16 protein-coding genes are annotated in these 14,183 nt (G+C 53.8%); 6 read left to right on the plus strand and 10 right to left on the minus strand.

Features of this window, described 5'->3' with window-relative positions; translation table 11 throughout:
• The first annotated feature begins 87 nt into the window (after positions 1-87).
• Complete coding sequence (locus JTA15_RS04660) at positions 88-1,443, plus strand: 6-phospho-beta-glucosidase (RefSeq protein ID WP_025204406.1); 1,356 nt, start codon at positions 88-90, stop codon at positions 1,441-1,443.
• 11 nt (positions 1,444-1,454) lie between these two features.
• Positions 1,455-2,213, plus strand: a complete 759-nt coding sequence (gene chbG / locus JTA15_RS04665) for a chitin disaccharide deacetylase (RefSeq protein WP_219372914.1) — start codon at positions 1,455-1,457, stop codon at positions 2,211-2,213.
• A gap of 85 nt (positions 2,214-2,298) precedes the next feature.
• Here the strand turns inward: chbG and katE are convergent, their stop codons facing one another.
• Entirely contained in the window at positions 2,299-4,548 is a 2,250-nt protein-coding gene (katE, locus tag JTA15_RS04670; protein ID WP_183516436.1) for a catalase HPII, read from the minus strand.
• A gap of 187 nt (positions 4,549-4,735) precedes the next feature.
• Between katE and cedA the strand changes: the two genes are divergently transcribed.
• Positions 4,736-4,990 (plus strand): cell division activator CedA, encoded by a 255-nt coding sequence (gene cedA / locus JTA15_RS04675; RefSeq protein WP_071605472.1) that lies wholly within the window; start codon positions 4,736-4,738, stop codon positions 4,988-4,990.
• Positions 4,991-5,037: 47 nt separating this feature from the next.
• Here the strand turns inward: cedA and JTA15_RS04680 are convergent, their stop codons facing one another.
• The 4 genes from JTA15_RS04680 to hxpB form a co-directional block, all read right to left on the minus strand.
• Positions 5,038-6,429, minus strand: a complete 1,392-nt coding sequence (locus JTA15_RS04680; RefSeq protein ID WP_014169681.1) for an L-cystine transporter — start codon at positions 6,427-6,429, stop codon at positions 5,038-5,040.
• A 127-nt stretch (positions 6,430-6,556) separates the two neighbouring features.
• Positions 6,557-7,147 carry a metal-dependent hydrolase gene (locus JTA15_RS04685; protein ID WP_020884412.1) on the minus strand — a complete coding sequence of 197 codons (591 nt, stop codon included), beginning with the start codon at positions 7,145-7,147 and terminating at the stop codon, positions 6,557-6,559.
• 93 nt (positions 7,148-7,240) lie between these two features.
• Positions 7,241-8,002, minus strand: a complete 762-nt coding sequence (kduD, locus tag JTA15_RS04690; protein ID WP_219372915.1) for a 2-dehydro-3-deoxy-D-gluconate 5-dehydrogenase KduD — start codon at positions 8,000-8,002, stop codon at positions 7,241-7,243.
• Between the two features lie 130 nt (positions 8,003-8,132).
• Complete coding sequence (gene hxpB / locus JTA15_RS04695) at positions 8,133-8,804, minus strand: hexitol phosphatase HxpB (RefSeq protein ID WP_040017250.1); 672 nt, start codon at positions 8,802-8,804, stop codon at positions 8,133-8,135.
• Between the two features lie 148 nt (positions 8,805-8,952).
• Here hxpB and JTA15_RS04700 point away from each other — a divergent pair, with 148 nt between their 5' ends.
• A complete protein-coding gene (locus JTA15_RS04700; protein WP_138613791.1) occupies positions 8,953-9,489 on the plus strand; it encodes a YniB family protein in 537 nt (178 codons plus the stop codon).
• Positions 9,490-9,525: 36 nt separating this feature from the next.
• On the opposite strand, the gene JTA15_RS04705 is transcribed toward JTA15_RS04700, so the two are convergent.
• The 3 genes from JTA15_RS04705 to pfkB all read right to left on the minus strand — a co-directional run bounded on the left by JTA15_RS04705 (position 9,526) and on the right by pfkB (position 11,820).
• Entirely contained in the window at positions 9,526-10,386 is an 861-nt protein-coding gene (locus JTA15_RS04705; protein WP_014169687.1) for a fructosamine kinase family protein, read from the minus strand.
• A gap of 105 nt (positions 10,387-10,491) precedes the next feature.
• Positions 10,492-10,782, minus strand: a complete 291-nt coding sequence (gene ghoS, locus JTA15_RS04710; protein ID WP_014169688.1) for a type V toxin-antitoxin system endoribonuclease antitoxin GhoS — start codon at positions 10,780-10,782, stop codon at positions 10,492-10,494.
• Between the two features lie 105 nt (positions 10,783-10,887).
• Positions 10,888-11,820 (minus strand): 6-phosphofructokinase II, encoded by a 933-nt coding sequence (pfkB, locus tag JTA15_RS04715; RefSeq protein ID WP_219373229.1) that lies wholly within the window; start codon positions 11,818-11,820, stop codon positions 10,888-10,890.
• Between the two features lie 295 nt (positions 11,821-12,115).
• Between pfkB and JTA15_RS04720 the strand changes: the two genes are divergently transcribed.
• Both JTA15_RS04720 and JTA15_RS04725 read left to right on the plus strand, forming a co-directional pair.
• Complete coding sequence (locus tag JTA15_RS04720; protein ID WP_025204400.1) at positions 12,116-12,874, plus strand: YdiY family protein; 759 nt, start codon at positions 12,116-12,118, stop codon at positions 12,872-12,874.
• A 272-nt stretch (positions 12,875-13,146) separates the two neighbouring features.
• Positions 13,147-13,380 (plus strand): hypothetical protein, encoded by a 234-nt coding sequence (locus JTA15_RS04725; RefSeq protein ID WP_020884407.1) that lies wholly within the window; start codon positions 13,147-13,149, stop codon positions 13,378-13,380.
• A 198-nt stretch (positions 13,381-13,578) separates the two neighbouring features.
• Here the strand turns inward: JTA15_RS04725 and yniD are convergent, their stop codons facing one another.
• Together yniD and yncL are read right to left on the minus strand one after the other, a co-directional pair.
• Positions 13,579-13,686 carry a small membrane protein YniD gene (yniD, locus tag JTA15_RS04730; protein ID WP_008500658.1) on the minus strand — a complete coding sequence of 36 codons (108 nt, stop codon included), beginning with the start codon at positions 13,684-13,686 and terminating at the stop codon, positions 13,579-13,581.
• 99 nt (positions 13,687-13,785) lie between these two features.
• Entirely contained in the window at positions 13,786-14,058 is a 273-nt protein-coding gene (gene yncL, locus JTA15_RS21895) for a stress response membrane protein YncL (RefSeq protein WP_071605471.1), read from the minus strand.
• Positions 14,059-14,183 lie beyond the last annotated feature (125 nt).

Raw genomic sequence — 14,183 nt, forward strand, 5'->3', positions numbered from 1 at the left:
AAATATTGCCTTGATTGCTTGCCCACAGAGCGGGAAGAGTACGCTACACCTTGCAGGCGATTAACCTGATATGCTAAGGGAGATATTATGCAGAAGAAATTAAAAGTCGTAACCATTGGCGGCGGCAGCAGTTATACCCCGGAATTACTCGAAGGTTTCCTGAAACGTTATCATGAATTACCGGTCAGCGAATTATGGCTGGTGGACGTTGAGGAAGGTCAGGAGAAACTGAATATCATTTTTGAGCTCTGCAAGCGGATGGTCGCGAAAGCCGGTGTGCCATTGACCGTGCATAAAACCCTCGACCGTCGCCTGGCGCTGCAGGATGCCGACTTCGTGACGACTCAGCTGCGCGTCGGTCAGCTCAAAGCGCGTGAAATGGATGAACGTATTCCACTGAGCCACGGCTATCTGGGACAGGAGACCAACGGCGCGGGCGGCCTGTTCAAAGGGCTGCGTACCATTCCGGTCATTTTTGACATCATCAACGATGTGGAAGCGATCTGCCCCAACGCGTGGGTGATTAACTTCACCAACCCGGCCGGGATGGTGACCGAGGCGGTCTATCGCCACACCGGTTTCAAACGCTTTATCGGCGTCTGTAATATTCCGATTGGCATGAAGATGTTCATCAGCGATGTGCTGGAGTTGACCGATACCGACGATCTTTCTATCGATCTCTTTGGCCTGAACCACATGGTGTTTATCAAAGATGTCATCGTGAATGGTCAGTCTCGCTTTAGCGAACTGCTTGACGGCGTAGCCTCCGGGCGCCTGACCGCTGCGTCAGTGAAAAACATCTTTGACCTGCCGTTCAGCGAAGGGCTGATCCGCTCGCTTAATCTGCTGCCTTGCTCATACCTGCTTTACTACTTCAAACAGAAAGAGATGCTGGCCATCGAGATGGGTGAGTACTATAAGGGTGGCGCACGCGCTCAGGTGGTGCAGAAAGTTGAAAAGCAGCTGTTTGATTTGTATAAAGATCCGAACCTGAACGTGAAACCTAAAGAGCTTGAGCTGCGCGGCGGAGCGTATTATTCCGATGCGGCGTGTGAAGTGATCAACGCCATTTACAACGACAAGCAGGCCGAGCACTACGTCAATGTGCCGCATCACGGCCATATCGACAATATCCCGGCTGACTGGGCCGTTGAGATGACCTGCATTCTGGGACGTGATGGCGCCAGGCCGCATCCACGGATTACCCACTTTGACGACAAAGTGATGGGGTTGATCCACACCATCAAAGGGTTTGAAGTGGCAGCCAGCAATGCGGCGCTGAGCGGTGAACTCAATGACGTTCTTCTGGCGCTCAATCTCAGCCCGCTGGTCCATTCCGATCGTGATGCCGAGCAACTGGCCAGCGAAATGATTCTGGCGCATGAAAAATGGTTGCCTAATTTTGCCGCCACGATTGAGAAGCTGAAATTCAAACAGCACTGAGAGGATGTGTGATGGAAAACCTGCTGATCGTCAATGCTGATGATTTTGGACTCTCAAAAGGTCAAAACTACGGCATTATTGAAGCCTGCCGCCGGGGTGTGGTGACCTCAACAACGGCACTGGTTAATGGTGAGGCGGTTGAACACGCAGCTCAGCTCAGCCGCGAGGTGCCAGCGCTGGGCGTCGGCATGCACTTTGTATTGACGCTCGGGATGCCGCTTTCACCGATGCCGGGACTGACGCGGGACGGACAGCTGGGCAAATGGATTTGGGAACAGGCAGAGCAGGGCACGCTGCCGCTCGAGGAGATTACCCGCGAGCTGGACTGTCAGTTCAACCGTTTCGTCGATCTCTTTGGCCGTGAACCCACGCATATTGACAGCCATCATCACGTGCATATGATCCCGGCACTTTTCCCGTCAGTGGCGGAATTTGCACAGCGCAAAGGCGTGGCAATGCGCGTGGATCGTGAGGTGCAGGCGCTGCACGGGCTGTCATTGTCTTCTGTGCCCACAACGGACGGGTTCAGTAGCGCGTTCTACGGCGACGAGATTAGCGAAGCGCTGTTTCTGCAGGCGCTGGATGAGTCCGCCGCGCGCGGGGAACGGTCGCTGGAAGTGATGGCACACCCGGCGTTTGTCGATAACATTGTGCGTAAAAGTGCCTACTGCTGGCCGCGACTGGCGGAACTGGATGTGCTGACGTCGGCATCGCTGAAATACGCCATTGCCGAGCGTGGGTACCGTCTGGGCACCTTTGAGGATGTATGAAAATAGCCCGGAGGCGCGGTGCCTGCCGGGCTGAGTAAACGATGTCAATCAGCACCGGGTCGGGCAAAGCCAGACCCGGCTTTTCTTATGCCGGTATACGATCAATCTTACTGCTGCGTGACCACACACGGTGCGCTGCGAGCAGATCGAACAGCTTGGTCATAAACGCATCATCGACATTATCGCCTTCGACAATGCCATCTTCGCCTTGCTCAGCCACCTTCAGGTGCGCTTTAAACTGTCGCGCATCGCCGGAAAGGGCGATCGGCTTCAGGTGTTTATAGGCTTCCAGCAGATAATAAATCGCATCGCCATTGTTCAGCAGACTGTCGATGTCGCCGCACGGCACAATCACCGCATCAACGGTGAGCGATGGTGCTCCGGCAAAGGTGGCCGCAACCGGCAGCACTGAACCGTCGTCGGCGGTCACTTCCCCCATGCGGGAATAGAGCAGTTTGGCGTGAACGCCTTTGGTTTTCAGCGCCTGCATAATCCCCAGCACGTCGCTGGCACGGGTGTTGTCATTCAGCAGAATGGCCACTACCCGGCCTTTTATCGAGCCACCCGGCACCGCATACAGACTCAGGGACGGATCTTTCTTCAGTCCGTTAACGTCTTTCGGTGGGGCCGCATTGCGTTGCTCGTCCGTCAGCGTAATGCCAAGGTTATCCGCCACGCTCTGGGCAAGCTGAATATCGATATGGGCGAGCTGATCGACCACGCGCTCGCGGATGTAAGTCCGCACCACTTTGCTCAGTTCAAAGCTAAAGCCGCCGATAATGTGCTGTTGCTCGATCGGCGTCTGGCTGTTCCAGAACAGGCGAGGTTGGGCATAATACTCGCCGAATGACGGGCTGCGCTCGCGGATTTTATTGCCATCGATGCGCTCCTGGTACGACTCAAAACCACCGCGTTTCGGTCCCGGCGGCGTTTCGCGCGGCCAGTTATCGTTGATGGAGTTCGGCTCATAGTTAGCCGGATTGGTATCGATATCCTGGCGATGCATCCCGTCGCGCTGGAAATTGTGGTACGGGCAGGTTGGACGGTTAATCGGAATTTCGTGGAAGTTTGGCCCGCCAAGGCGACTGATCTGCGTATCGGTATAGGAGAACAATCGCCCCTGCAGGAGGGGATCGTTCGTGAAATCCAGCCCCGGAACGATATGCCCCGGGTGGAACGCGACCTGCTCATTTTCGGCAAAGAAATTGTCCGGGTTACGGTTGAGCACCATTTTACCCACCAGCTGAACCGGCACCAGCTCCTCTGGGATCAGCTTTGTCGGGTCGAGAAGGTCGAAATCGAAGTTAAACTCATCCTCTTCCGGGATCAGCTGTAACCCCAGTTCATATTCCGGGAAGTCACCGGCTTCAATCGACTCCCACAGTTCGCGACGGTGGAAGTCCGGATCGCGCCCGGTCAGCTTCTGGGCTTCATCCCACACCAGCGAGGCTTTGCCCGCCACAGGCTTCCAGTGGAAGCGTACGAATGTGGCTTTCCCGTCCGCGTTGATCATCCTGAAGGTATGAATACCAAACCCTTCCATCGTGCGGTAGCTGCGCGGAATGCCCCGGTCTGACATCGCCCACATCACGTTGTGTAACGTTTCTGGTTGCAGTGAGACATAATCCCAGAAGGTGTCATGCGCACTTTGTCCCTGCGGTATGGCCCAGTGGGGCTCCGGTTTTACCGCATGGACAAAGTCAGGAAATTTATGCGCATCCTGAATGAAGAACACCGGGGTGTTATTGCCGACGAGATCGAAAATACCCTCTTCGGTATAAAATTTGGTGGCGAAGCCGCGGATATCACGCACGGTATCTGCCGAACCCGCGCCGCCCTGTACGGTTGAAAAGCGGACAAAGACCGGTGTGATTTTGTCCGAATCGGAAAGGAAATCCGCTTTGGTTATCTCTTTGAGGCTTTTGTAGGGCTGGAAGTAGCCGTGTGCCGCGGAGCCACGCGCGTGAACGATGCGCTCAGGTATACGTTCATGGTCAAAATGGGTGATTTTTTCCCGCAGAATAAAGTCTTCCAGCAGGGTCGGTCCGCGCGTTCCCGCACGCAGCGAGTTCTGATCGTCAGCAATGCGCACGCCCTGGTTGGTGGTAAGTGCAAAACCTTCGCCGCCTTTACGGTGGGACTCAAGGGATTTCAGCTTCTCGTTTCCGGTATCCGGAGATTTCATACTTCCCGGCGCGGTAGGCTGTTCGCCAGGTGCGGAAGGGCCGGGGGACGGGCGGTGAGAGCCGTCCGCTGGGGCCAGAGAGTCCATGCCTGGTTGAGATTCTTCAGTGCCATGAATGGGTGATTGATGTGTTTTATCTTTGTTCGACATTGCACGCTTCTCCTTTATCCATTGCTAAAAACCTTGTTAACTATAGAACAATGTGGCGAAAGGGCGGGCGAACTAAGAGTTTTCAGATGACCTGGTTAAGGAATGCGCTATCAGAGCGATGCAGGGCGCGACGCGTGGGGGGAGGATCGGCTATCATAGAATTTTCCTGCTTCCAGAATGTGCTTTAGTGAACCCGTCGCTTATGAAACCTTTTCGTCAACAAAACCGCCCTGTCATTAGCTACGTGCCCCGCGTCGAACCCGCGCCGCCCGAACACGCCCTGAAGGTGGATGGTTTTCGTGATGTCTGGCAACTGCGCGGTAAATACGTAGCGTTTGTTCTGATGGGAGAACACTTCCGCCGTTCGCCCGCGTTTTCGGGGCCGGAGTCGGCCCAGCGATGGGCGAACCAGGTCCGCCAGGATGAAGAGATTGAAGAATAACAGCCAAAAAAAAACCGCCATCAGGCGGTTTTTTTATYCATCCGTGATTAACGGTGCGCCAGTTCAGCGTCGTCTTCACTTTCCAGAATGGTTTTATCGGTCTGCTTCAGCCACTGGCTGGTCAACGTACCGGCGGTCATGGAACCGCTCACGTTCAGCGCAGTACGACCCATGTCGATCAGCGGCTCAACGGAGATCAGCAGGGCAACCAGCGTCACCGGCAGACCCAGGGCCGGCAGGACAATCAGCGCGGCGAAGGTTGCGCCACCGCCAACACCCGCAACGCCTGCGGAGCTGATGGTAACAATCCCGACCAGCGTGGCAATCCAAACGGGATCCAGTGGGTTGATACCCACGGTCGGAGCAACCATTACCGCCAGCATTGCAGGGTAGAGACCTGCGCAACCGTTCTGACCAATGGTGGCACCAAAGGAGGCAGAGAAGCTGGCAATAGATTCCGGTACGCCCAGACGACGGGTCTGCGCTTCAACGTTCAGCGGAATAGACGCGGCGCTGGAACGGCTGGTGAACGCAAAGGTCAGTACCGGCCACACTTTACGGAAGTATTTCAGCGGGCTAACGCCATTGACGCCCAGCAGGATACCGTGCACCACGAACATAATGCCCAGACCCAGATAAGAGGCGACGACGAAGCTACCCAGCTTAATGATGTCCTGCAGGTTAGAGCCGGCAACCACTTTGGTCATCAGCGCCAGAACACCGTAAGGGGTCAACTGCATCACCAGACGGACCAGCTTCATTACCCAGCTTTGCAGGGTATCGATAGCCACCAGCACGCGCTCGCCTTTCGGCGCGTCGTCTTTCAGCAGCTTCAGCGCCGCCACACCGAGGAAGGCCGCAAAGATCACCACGCTGATAATGGAGGTTGGGCTGGCACCGGTCAGGTCAGCAAACGGGTTCTTCGGCACGAAAGAAAGCACCATCTGTGGCACCGTCAGGTCAGCGACTTTACCCACGTAGTTGGTCTGAATCGCCGTAAGACGCGCCGTTTCAGCCGTACCCTGGACCAGACCTTCAGCGGTCAGCCCGAACAGGTTGGTGACCAGCACACCGACCAGAGCTGCAATCAGCGTGGTAAATAGCAGCGTACCGATGGTCAGGAAGCTGATTTTACCCAACTGGGTGGCGTTATGCAGACGGGCAACGGCGCTCAGAATAGAGGCAAACACCAGCGGCATAACGATCATCTGCAGCAGCTGGACATAGCCGTTACCGACGATGTTGAACCACTGAATAGAATCTTTCAGGACTGGATTATCGGAGCCGTAAATAGCCTGCAACGCCAGACCAAACACGACACCCATGGCCAGACCAACCAGCACTTTCTTCGCGAGGCTCCACTGTTTGTGGCGCGCTTGCGCGAGAAGCAATAGCAATACAACGAACACTACAATGTTCGCGATGAGTGGAAAATTCATCCCCGTTCTCCTGATTTATTATACGGTCGGTTTTTACCGATCCTGTTGGCGCAAGGTTATCAGAAGTGTGATGTGGCGCTTATATCCAAATGGAATGGGTTATGACAAATGGAAATAATTTGTGTGCTTAATGTTCAATCTGGTGATTAATGAAACGATTGAACTGAAATTGCAGCGAATTGATCATCTGGGATGACCAGCGCACTGCACTGTTTTCGGGCAAGGTTTGCGGCATCCAGACGGCGTAGGCAAAGAGCGCCATACACAACACACGCTCAAGCTGATTACCTTTCTGCGGCGCAAGAATGGGCAAACGGAAACGCCAGCGGCATGGCCAGAGCAGCGGCACGCCCGCAGGCGTCAGCATATCGGCAAGGATATGGCTTAAATAACCCAGCACCATTCCCTGGATAGCATCGGCGGGCACTATCCAGCTCTCAGGGACTTTTAAATAGAACAGGGTGAGCAGGCCGAATACGGCCAGCAGGCTGTGGGTAAACCCACGGTGACCAAACGCGCGGGCGATGGGTTTTGATATCCACTTTAGCCGCTGTCCCAGGAATGACTTTGGATGGTCGATATCGGGCAGCAGACAGGTCAACACGGCGGACGGGACAATATGCCACCAGTCCCCCTGTGCGAGCACAGGGGTAAGTTCAGCGTTTTTGGCAAAAACTGCGCACGCAATGGAAAAAAGCAGATGGCCTTCCGCCGTCATGATAAAACCCACAAAACTGTCAATTCATACAGTATAGGGTTTTTATACAGTAGACGAAAGAGGTGACGGTGTAACTGTATGTCACAAACGCGCCTAGCGCGCCAGCCAGCCCCCGTCGACGGCTAACGTATGACCGTTCACGTAATCCGAGGCGGCGGAGGCTAAAAAGACCACCGGTCCCTGCAGGTCTTCCGGAACTCCCCAGCGCCCGGCAGGTATCCGGTCGAGGATCTCCTGGCTGCGCTGCTGATCATCCCGCAGTTGCTGAGTGTTGTTGGTCGCCATGTAGCCTGGCGCGATGGCGTTAACATTGATGCCGTGCGTCGCCCATTCATTCGCCAGCAGACGCGTGATCCCCAACACGCCGCTTTTGGACGCGGTGTAAGAGGGCACGCGGATGCCGCCCTGGAATGAGAGCATCGAGGCGATATTAATGATTTTCCCGCCCTGGCCCTGCGCAATAAACTGTTTAGCCACGGCCTGGGAGAGGAAAAAAAGCGATTTCAGATTCAGGTTGATGACGTCATCCCAGTCCTTTTCGCTGAACGCGAGAGCATCTTCACGGCGTATGGTCCCGGCATTGTTCACCAGAATATCGACTCGCCCCATCTCAGCAACCGCGCTGTCAACAACGTTCTGAAGACTCTCCTGCTGACTGAGGTCGGCCCGAATCGCCCTGAACCGCCTTCCGAGTGCGGTAATGCAGGCAGCCGTTTCCTCCGGCGCTTTGCGGTTAACACCCACGATGTCGCATCCCGCCTGCGCCAGCGCAATGGCCATGGCTTGTCCCAGACCGGTATCGCATCCGGTGACGATGGCCACTTTTCCTGACAGAGTGAAGTTATCCAGTATCATACGCGCCTCAGAAGTAAGGTTATTGTCATTCTGACGCTAAGGATAGAAGCGGGGGATAAGAAAAGCAAACAAAATGAAACGATGTTTTGTTTTTAAAGCAGGCAGCCTGACGCTGCCTGAAAAGGGCGGGTTACTCGCCGCGCAGGTGCTGCGCCGTCAGCTCAACCAGTGAGTTCAGCTTCACGTCGGCAAGGGCAAAACGGGGATCGTGTCGGCCTTCCTCCGCGGGAACAACAATCGAGCGCATGCGCGCGGCCTTCGAGGCCACCATTCCGTTAACGGAATCTTCCAGCGCGACACAGCAGAGGGGATCAAGACCGAGCTTAGCGGCACAGTCGAGATAGACCTGCGGGTGCGGCTTGCTGTATGGCAACGTTTCCGCTGAGGCCAGCGCGTCGAAGCTGTCGCGCAGCTCAAACATGGTCAGCACTTTTTCCAGCATATGCAGCGGTGAAGCTGACGCCAGGCCAACTTTCAACCCCTGCGCTTTACACAGCGCGACGGCTTCACGCACGCCGGGCAGCAGGGGCTTGCTCTCTTCCACCAGTGAGATGGCGCGGCTGATAATGCGCGCGGTCACTTCGTCGCGATCGGGTCCCACCCACGGCTGCTGGGCATACCACAGGTCCACCACCATATCGATGCGCAGACCAAGCGTATCCGGAAGTTCACTACGGCGGCTGATATCAACGCCCAGGCTGGCGATAACGTCCAGTTCGGCGCGATCCCACAACGGTTCGGAATCGATCAGTAATCCATCCATGTCAAAAATTGCGGCAAGAATCTGGCGCGGTGTCGACATCACAACGTCTCCTTATCCAGGGTGTACGACAGACGATAAATGCTAAGTGCACTCTGCAATTTAGCATATTGCCTTTAAAGAGCGGGCGAAAATGATGGTCAGCAGGTAGACTTAGGCAGAAATAACGCGTCTTTATGAAGGGGAACTGATGACGTATCAACAAGCTGGACGCATTGCTGTCTTAAAACGTATTGCTGGCTGGGTAATTTTTATTCCAGCCGTCATTTCGACGCTGATCTCTGTGCTTAAATTTATGTACGATCACAGTGAAAAACAGCCAGGTATTAATGCGGTAATGCTTGATTTTGCTCATGTCATGATTGAAATGATGCGTTTTAACACGCCGTTTCTGAATATCTTTTGGTTCAATTCGCCGACGCCGAATTTTCATCAGCAGTTGAATCTCGGGTTTTGGGTGATCTACGCGCTGATCTTTATTGGTATGGCGTTGCAGGCCTCTGGCGCACGCATGAGCCGTCAGACGCGTTTTTTACGCGAAGGTGTGGAAGACCAGATGATTCTCGAACAGGCGAAAGGCCCGGAAGGGATGAGCCGCGAGCAGATTGAGTCCCGCATTGTTGTGCCGCGTCACACCATTTTCCTGCAAATTTTCCCGCTGTATATCCTGCCAGTCATTATCATCGTGGCGGGTTACTTCTTCTTTTCGCTGTTGGGATTCCTGTAACCGATAAGGGTGGCGACATAGCCACCCGTCCCGCCATTACGCGGCAAGCACACGTTCAAGTGCCCTCTGGGCATTGACCAGATGTTCTCCGCCAAACAGAATGGCGCGGTTCATCAGTGTGTACAGCTGATACACCGGCTGGCGCTCAAGAAAACCCTGCGGCAGAGGCAGCACGGACTGGTACCCGTCGTAAATTTGCGGCGGTTGCTCAGGGTGCAGTGGCAGCATCGCCAGGTCACACTCCCTGTCGCCCCAGTAACAGGCCGGGTCGAAGATATAGGGGCCGTCAGGACCCAGCGCGCAGTTATCTGACCACAAATCACCGTGCAGCAGAGACGGCTGAGGCTGGTGGGATGCCAGACGCTGCTGAATGTGTTCGACGATGGCATCGATATTGCCAAACTCCAGACCTTTCTCCGCAGCCAGTTCCAGCTGCCAGCCAATGCGTTGCTCAGCAAAGAATGTCGACCAGCGTCGTTGCCAGGCATTGGGTTGTGGGGTGGTGGAGAGGTCATTGTCAAAATCGAGACCAAACTGCGGCTGGTCGCTCCATTGATGCAGTCGCGCTAACTGTTGGCCGAGAATGAAGGCGTTATGGGCGTCCAACGGGCGGGCAGGAAGAAATTCCATGACCAGAAAACTGTAGTCGCGGTCGCTGCCCACGGCCCAGACCTGCGGGACCGTCACCGTTTTACTGCGCGACAACAGTTCCAGCTGGTCGGCTTCGGCGGTGAAAATCGGAAGCAGCTCTCGCTCATCGCATTTAACAAAGAGATCGCGCCCGGCGTAGCGTAAGTGCCATGCGGCGTGGATTTCTCCGCCTGGCAGTTCGTTCCGCAGTTCAATTTCACCTTCACCCAGTTGCTCACTTAAAAGATGACTGATAGCCTGCCACATGTTGTCTCTCCCATGTTGTCTGCCAGATCATAAAGTTAGCGCATAATTGCGGTAAAAAAATACGAACTAACGCACACCTGAGCGGTTTAAATTCATGCAGGGCACTTATTGTTCTTTTTTCTGCCAGCTTTCCCAGGTATCAAGATCAATTTCTGCCGCTTTGTCGGTCACGCTTTCGACCAGACTGGCCGCCAGAGCGTGAACCTCTTCTTTACTCAGGGCGCTGATCAGGCCAAACGTCAGGGTGCCTAAATCATGGATATTGCCCTCGTCATCCGTGAGTGTGAGCAGGAAATTGGCCCGGGTAAAGGCGTTGTTGAGCTCATTAAGCTCGGTCAGCGACGCTTGATGAATGTTGATGGTAACGACGTAGCGGGTGATGTCACCACTGCTCATAATTCACCTCATTGTTATCTTGGAAGTTTTCTTAGCATAGTCGATAGGCTGCGTTTGGCGACTATGGCGCGTATTTCCCCTTCACAGAGAAGGGGAAAAGGGGGATTAATTTCGGGACAGGTAATCGACGATTTTTTGCGTGTCGCTAAGCGAACAGAGACGTGTGCCCTGGTTGATGGTGGCAGCGCTACCCGCTGCGACGCCGTAGCGTGTCATCTCCAGTAGCGAAGCACCCTGAGCCAGTTTCAGGGTCATCGCTCCAACCATGCTATCACCTGCGCCCACGGTACTCTGGCTTTTCATCGGCGGCGGGACAACCTGAACGGACCCCGTTTCGTCCACGGCCAGGGCACCCTGCGGGCCAAGGGAGACCACGACCCGTCGCGCTTTGCCGCTGTGAACCAATTCCTGCGCGGCGGTGAGGACATCGTCCGGCTGGTTCAGTTCGCGGTTCACCAGCGCGCTTAACTCTTTCTGATTGGGTTTAACCAGCTCAAGATTGCCCGGCGTCAGGGCTGCCTGCAGCGCCTCGCCGCTGCTGTCGACAATGCAGCGGATACCGCGTTGCTGCGCGGCCCGAATCAGCGCCGTCAGTTTTTCCGTGCTGACACCGGGCGGCAGGCTGCCGCTTATCACCAGCAGAGCACCGCTCTCAATGGTCAGCACCTTCTCTTCAAGCTGACGAAACTCATCTTCACTGAGTTTTGCACCCGGCATGACGAAACGGTATTGCTCGCCGCTGGACTCCACGTGCACATGCAGGTTTTGCCGCGTCCAGTCTTTGGACTCGACGGTCTGCGAGGCCACCTGTTCATCGGCCAGCAGAGAGACCAGGTGCTCACCGGTCGCGCCGCCTGCAGGGAAAATTGCTGTCGCCTTTCCACCGAGGTGCGTTATGGCTCGCGCCACATTGATACCGCCGCCGCCGGGCTCAAACACCGGGGCGCTGCAGCGCAATTTACCTTCCGGGTAAATCTGGGGCGTCAGGGTGGCGGAATCGAGGGAAGGGGAGAGCGTCAGGGTGTAGATAGAAACCATCATTACCTCCTTTTAGCGTGGGTTCCTTTTAGTCTGGCACCATTTGTCAGGAAGGCAATGTAAATAACAGTATGATTTTAAATATGAATACTGACATAAAGTCTGCGGCGGCTTATATAAAATAAAACGCTTTTTGAGATCGTTCTTATTCAAAAAATGAAATAAGAAATCATTGCTATGTTATTTGCGGCTTTTTATAATTTGTTACCTTTCTCTGGACGCCTTGTCATTGATCCTCAAGAAAGTTTCCGGGACCGTGTGGTCTCTTTTTTTGTTGTACGGACTCCTTAATAAAATGAAGCTTTTGAAGACAGTACCCGCTGCACTGATGCTGGCGGGTGGCGTGTTTGCTGCAATGAACGCGACCGCAGATGATTCCGTTTTTACTGTCATGGACGATCCAGCCACCGCGCAAAAACCGTTTGAAGGTAACCTGAACGCTGGCTATCTTGCACAATCCGGTAACACGAAAAGCTCCTCTCTCACGGCGGACAGTACGCTGACCTGGTACGGTAATACCACCGCCTGGTCTCTGTGGGGAAATGCCAGTAACACCTCCGCGAATGACGAACGCTCTTCCGAGAAATATGCGGTTGGCGGACGTAGCCGTTACAACATGACCGACTTTGACTACCTGTTTGGTCAGGCCAGCTGGTTAACTGACCGTTACAACGGCTATCGCCAGCGTGATGTGTTCACTGCCGGTTACGGTCGTCAGTTCCTGAACGGTCCGGTACACAGTTTACGTTTTGAATTCGGTCCAGGCGTGCGCTACGACGAGTACACCGACGGCGAAACCAAAACTCAACCGCTCGGTTACGCTTCCGGCACCTATGCCTGGCAGATGACTGACAACACCAAATTTACCCAGGGGGTGTCTGTGTTTGGTGCCGACGATACGACGCTGAACTCAGAAACAGCGCTGAACGTGGCCATCAACGAACACTTTGGCCTGAAAGTGGCCTACAACGTCACCTGGAACTCTTCTCCTCCTGATTCTGCTCCGGATCATACCGACCGCAGAACCACGGTTTCACTGGGTTATAAAATGTAATATTCTCGGGCCGATTACGCTATCGGCCCGTTTTTTATTTTTTGAAACTGTGCTGTTTTATATTAAACACTGTTTTGAAATATCTGGTCTGCTGATATCTCCATCATTTCTTCATAATGCATTTTCATTAATTTGCGGCTTATTTGACACGAATTGATAACGTAACAGGCTAGGCAAAAGTGTGATCTGGATCTACACTCTTAGCACGGGCAGAATTCGGCCTTAAGGTATTTAGCATTATTAGCATTAAATGTAGAAAGAGAAAAAACATTATGAAAAAAATCAAAACTGCCGCAGCAGCGATGGTGCTTTCCGCACTGTCTTTTGGCGTATTTGCTGCTGATGAAACCACCCCGACAGCCAGTGACACCCACAGCCAAATCGGCATTGCGAAAGCCGCTGACGTTGAAGCCGGATCTAACATCGCGCCAGCCTCTCAGTCCACCGGTCAGTCTATGAATGATGCTTTTGACGTCCATAAACTGGTTGCAGGTGAATGGTCCTGATGGATTTTGCCGAGTTGTTATTGACGTTTAAACGCTAATTCAACGCGCCAAAAAAACCGGATTTTGTGGTACCGGTTTTTTCGCGGTAAACCTATTTGACGTAAACCTATCGTCCGTATTTCGTCCTGGCGGTGAATACCCGCAAAAGGGTATTACGGATAACGATGTTATTCCCTGCGCAGTTATTTATATTCACGTTCAGCCCCAAATCATTGCCGCCCAACGCAGAAGCAGCATCGCACCGCAGATGGCAATCAGCACCAGTACCATTTTCCAGTGTTTTACGGCAAATCGTTTTGTTGGCATAACCTGATCCTTGTAAGTTGATGCGAACAGTCTACCAAACAGGGCGGGGAAATGCCCCTTCTCCAGTGGTGAATCAGGTTATGCCTGCTTCCGGTTCGGTTAGAACCAGTGGAATCGTTCTGCAAGAATCAACAATAAACCGGTGGCTGAAAGGATGTTCAATATCACAACCGTTCTACTTGATACGTTCATGGTATGCACCTTTGGGTTTAAAGACTTGTTCAAGAGTAGCCCAGCATCTCTGGAATGCGAGCATCGGAGATATGCGCCCTGCAAATTCATGCGAAAGTGCCAGCGCAGCAATCTGCCCGCAAAGGGTGCAATCTCTCTTTTGTTAGTGTTACCATTGCAGGGCTTGCCGTAAATCCGCATTTATCTGATTTTCGGCGGGTGAATGATCGCGAGCCAATTTGACGATTGTTGGTCAGATGGTGTCGTAATCTATTGTCAAATCACGATTATTTTCTTTGTATATGCTCTTATGTGTGGGGCATCAC

The organism is Enterobacter sp. BIDMC 29, assembly GCF_019378755.1.
Lineage (GTDB): Bacteria > Pseudomonadota > Gammaproteobacteria > Enterobacterales > Enterobacteriaceae > Enterobacter > Enterobacter ludwigii.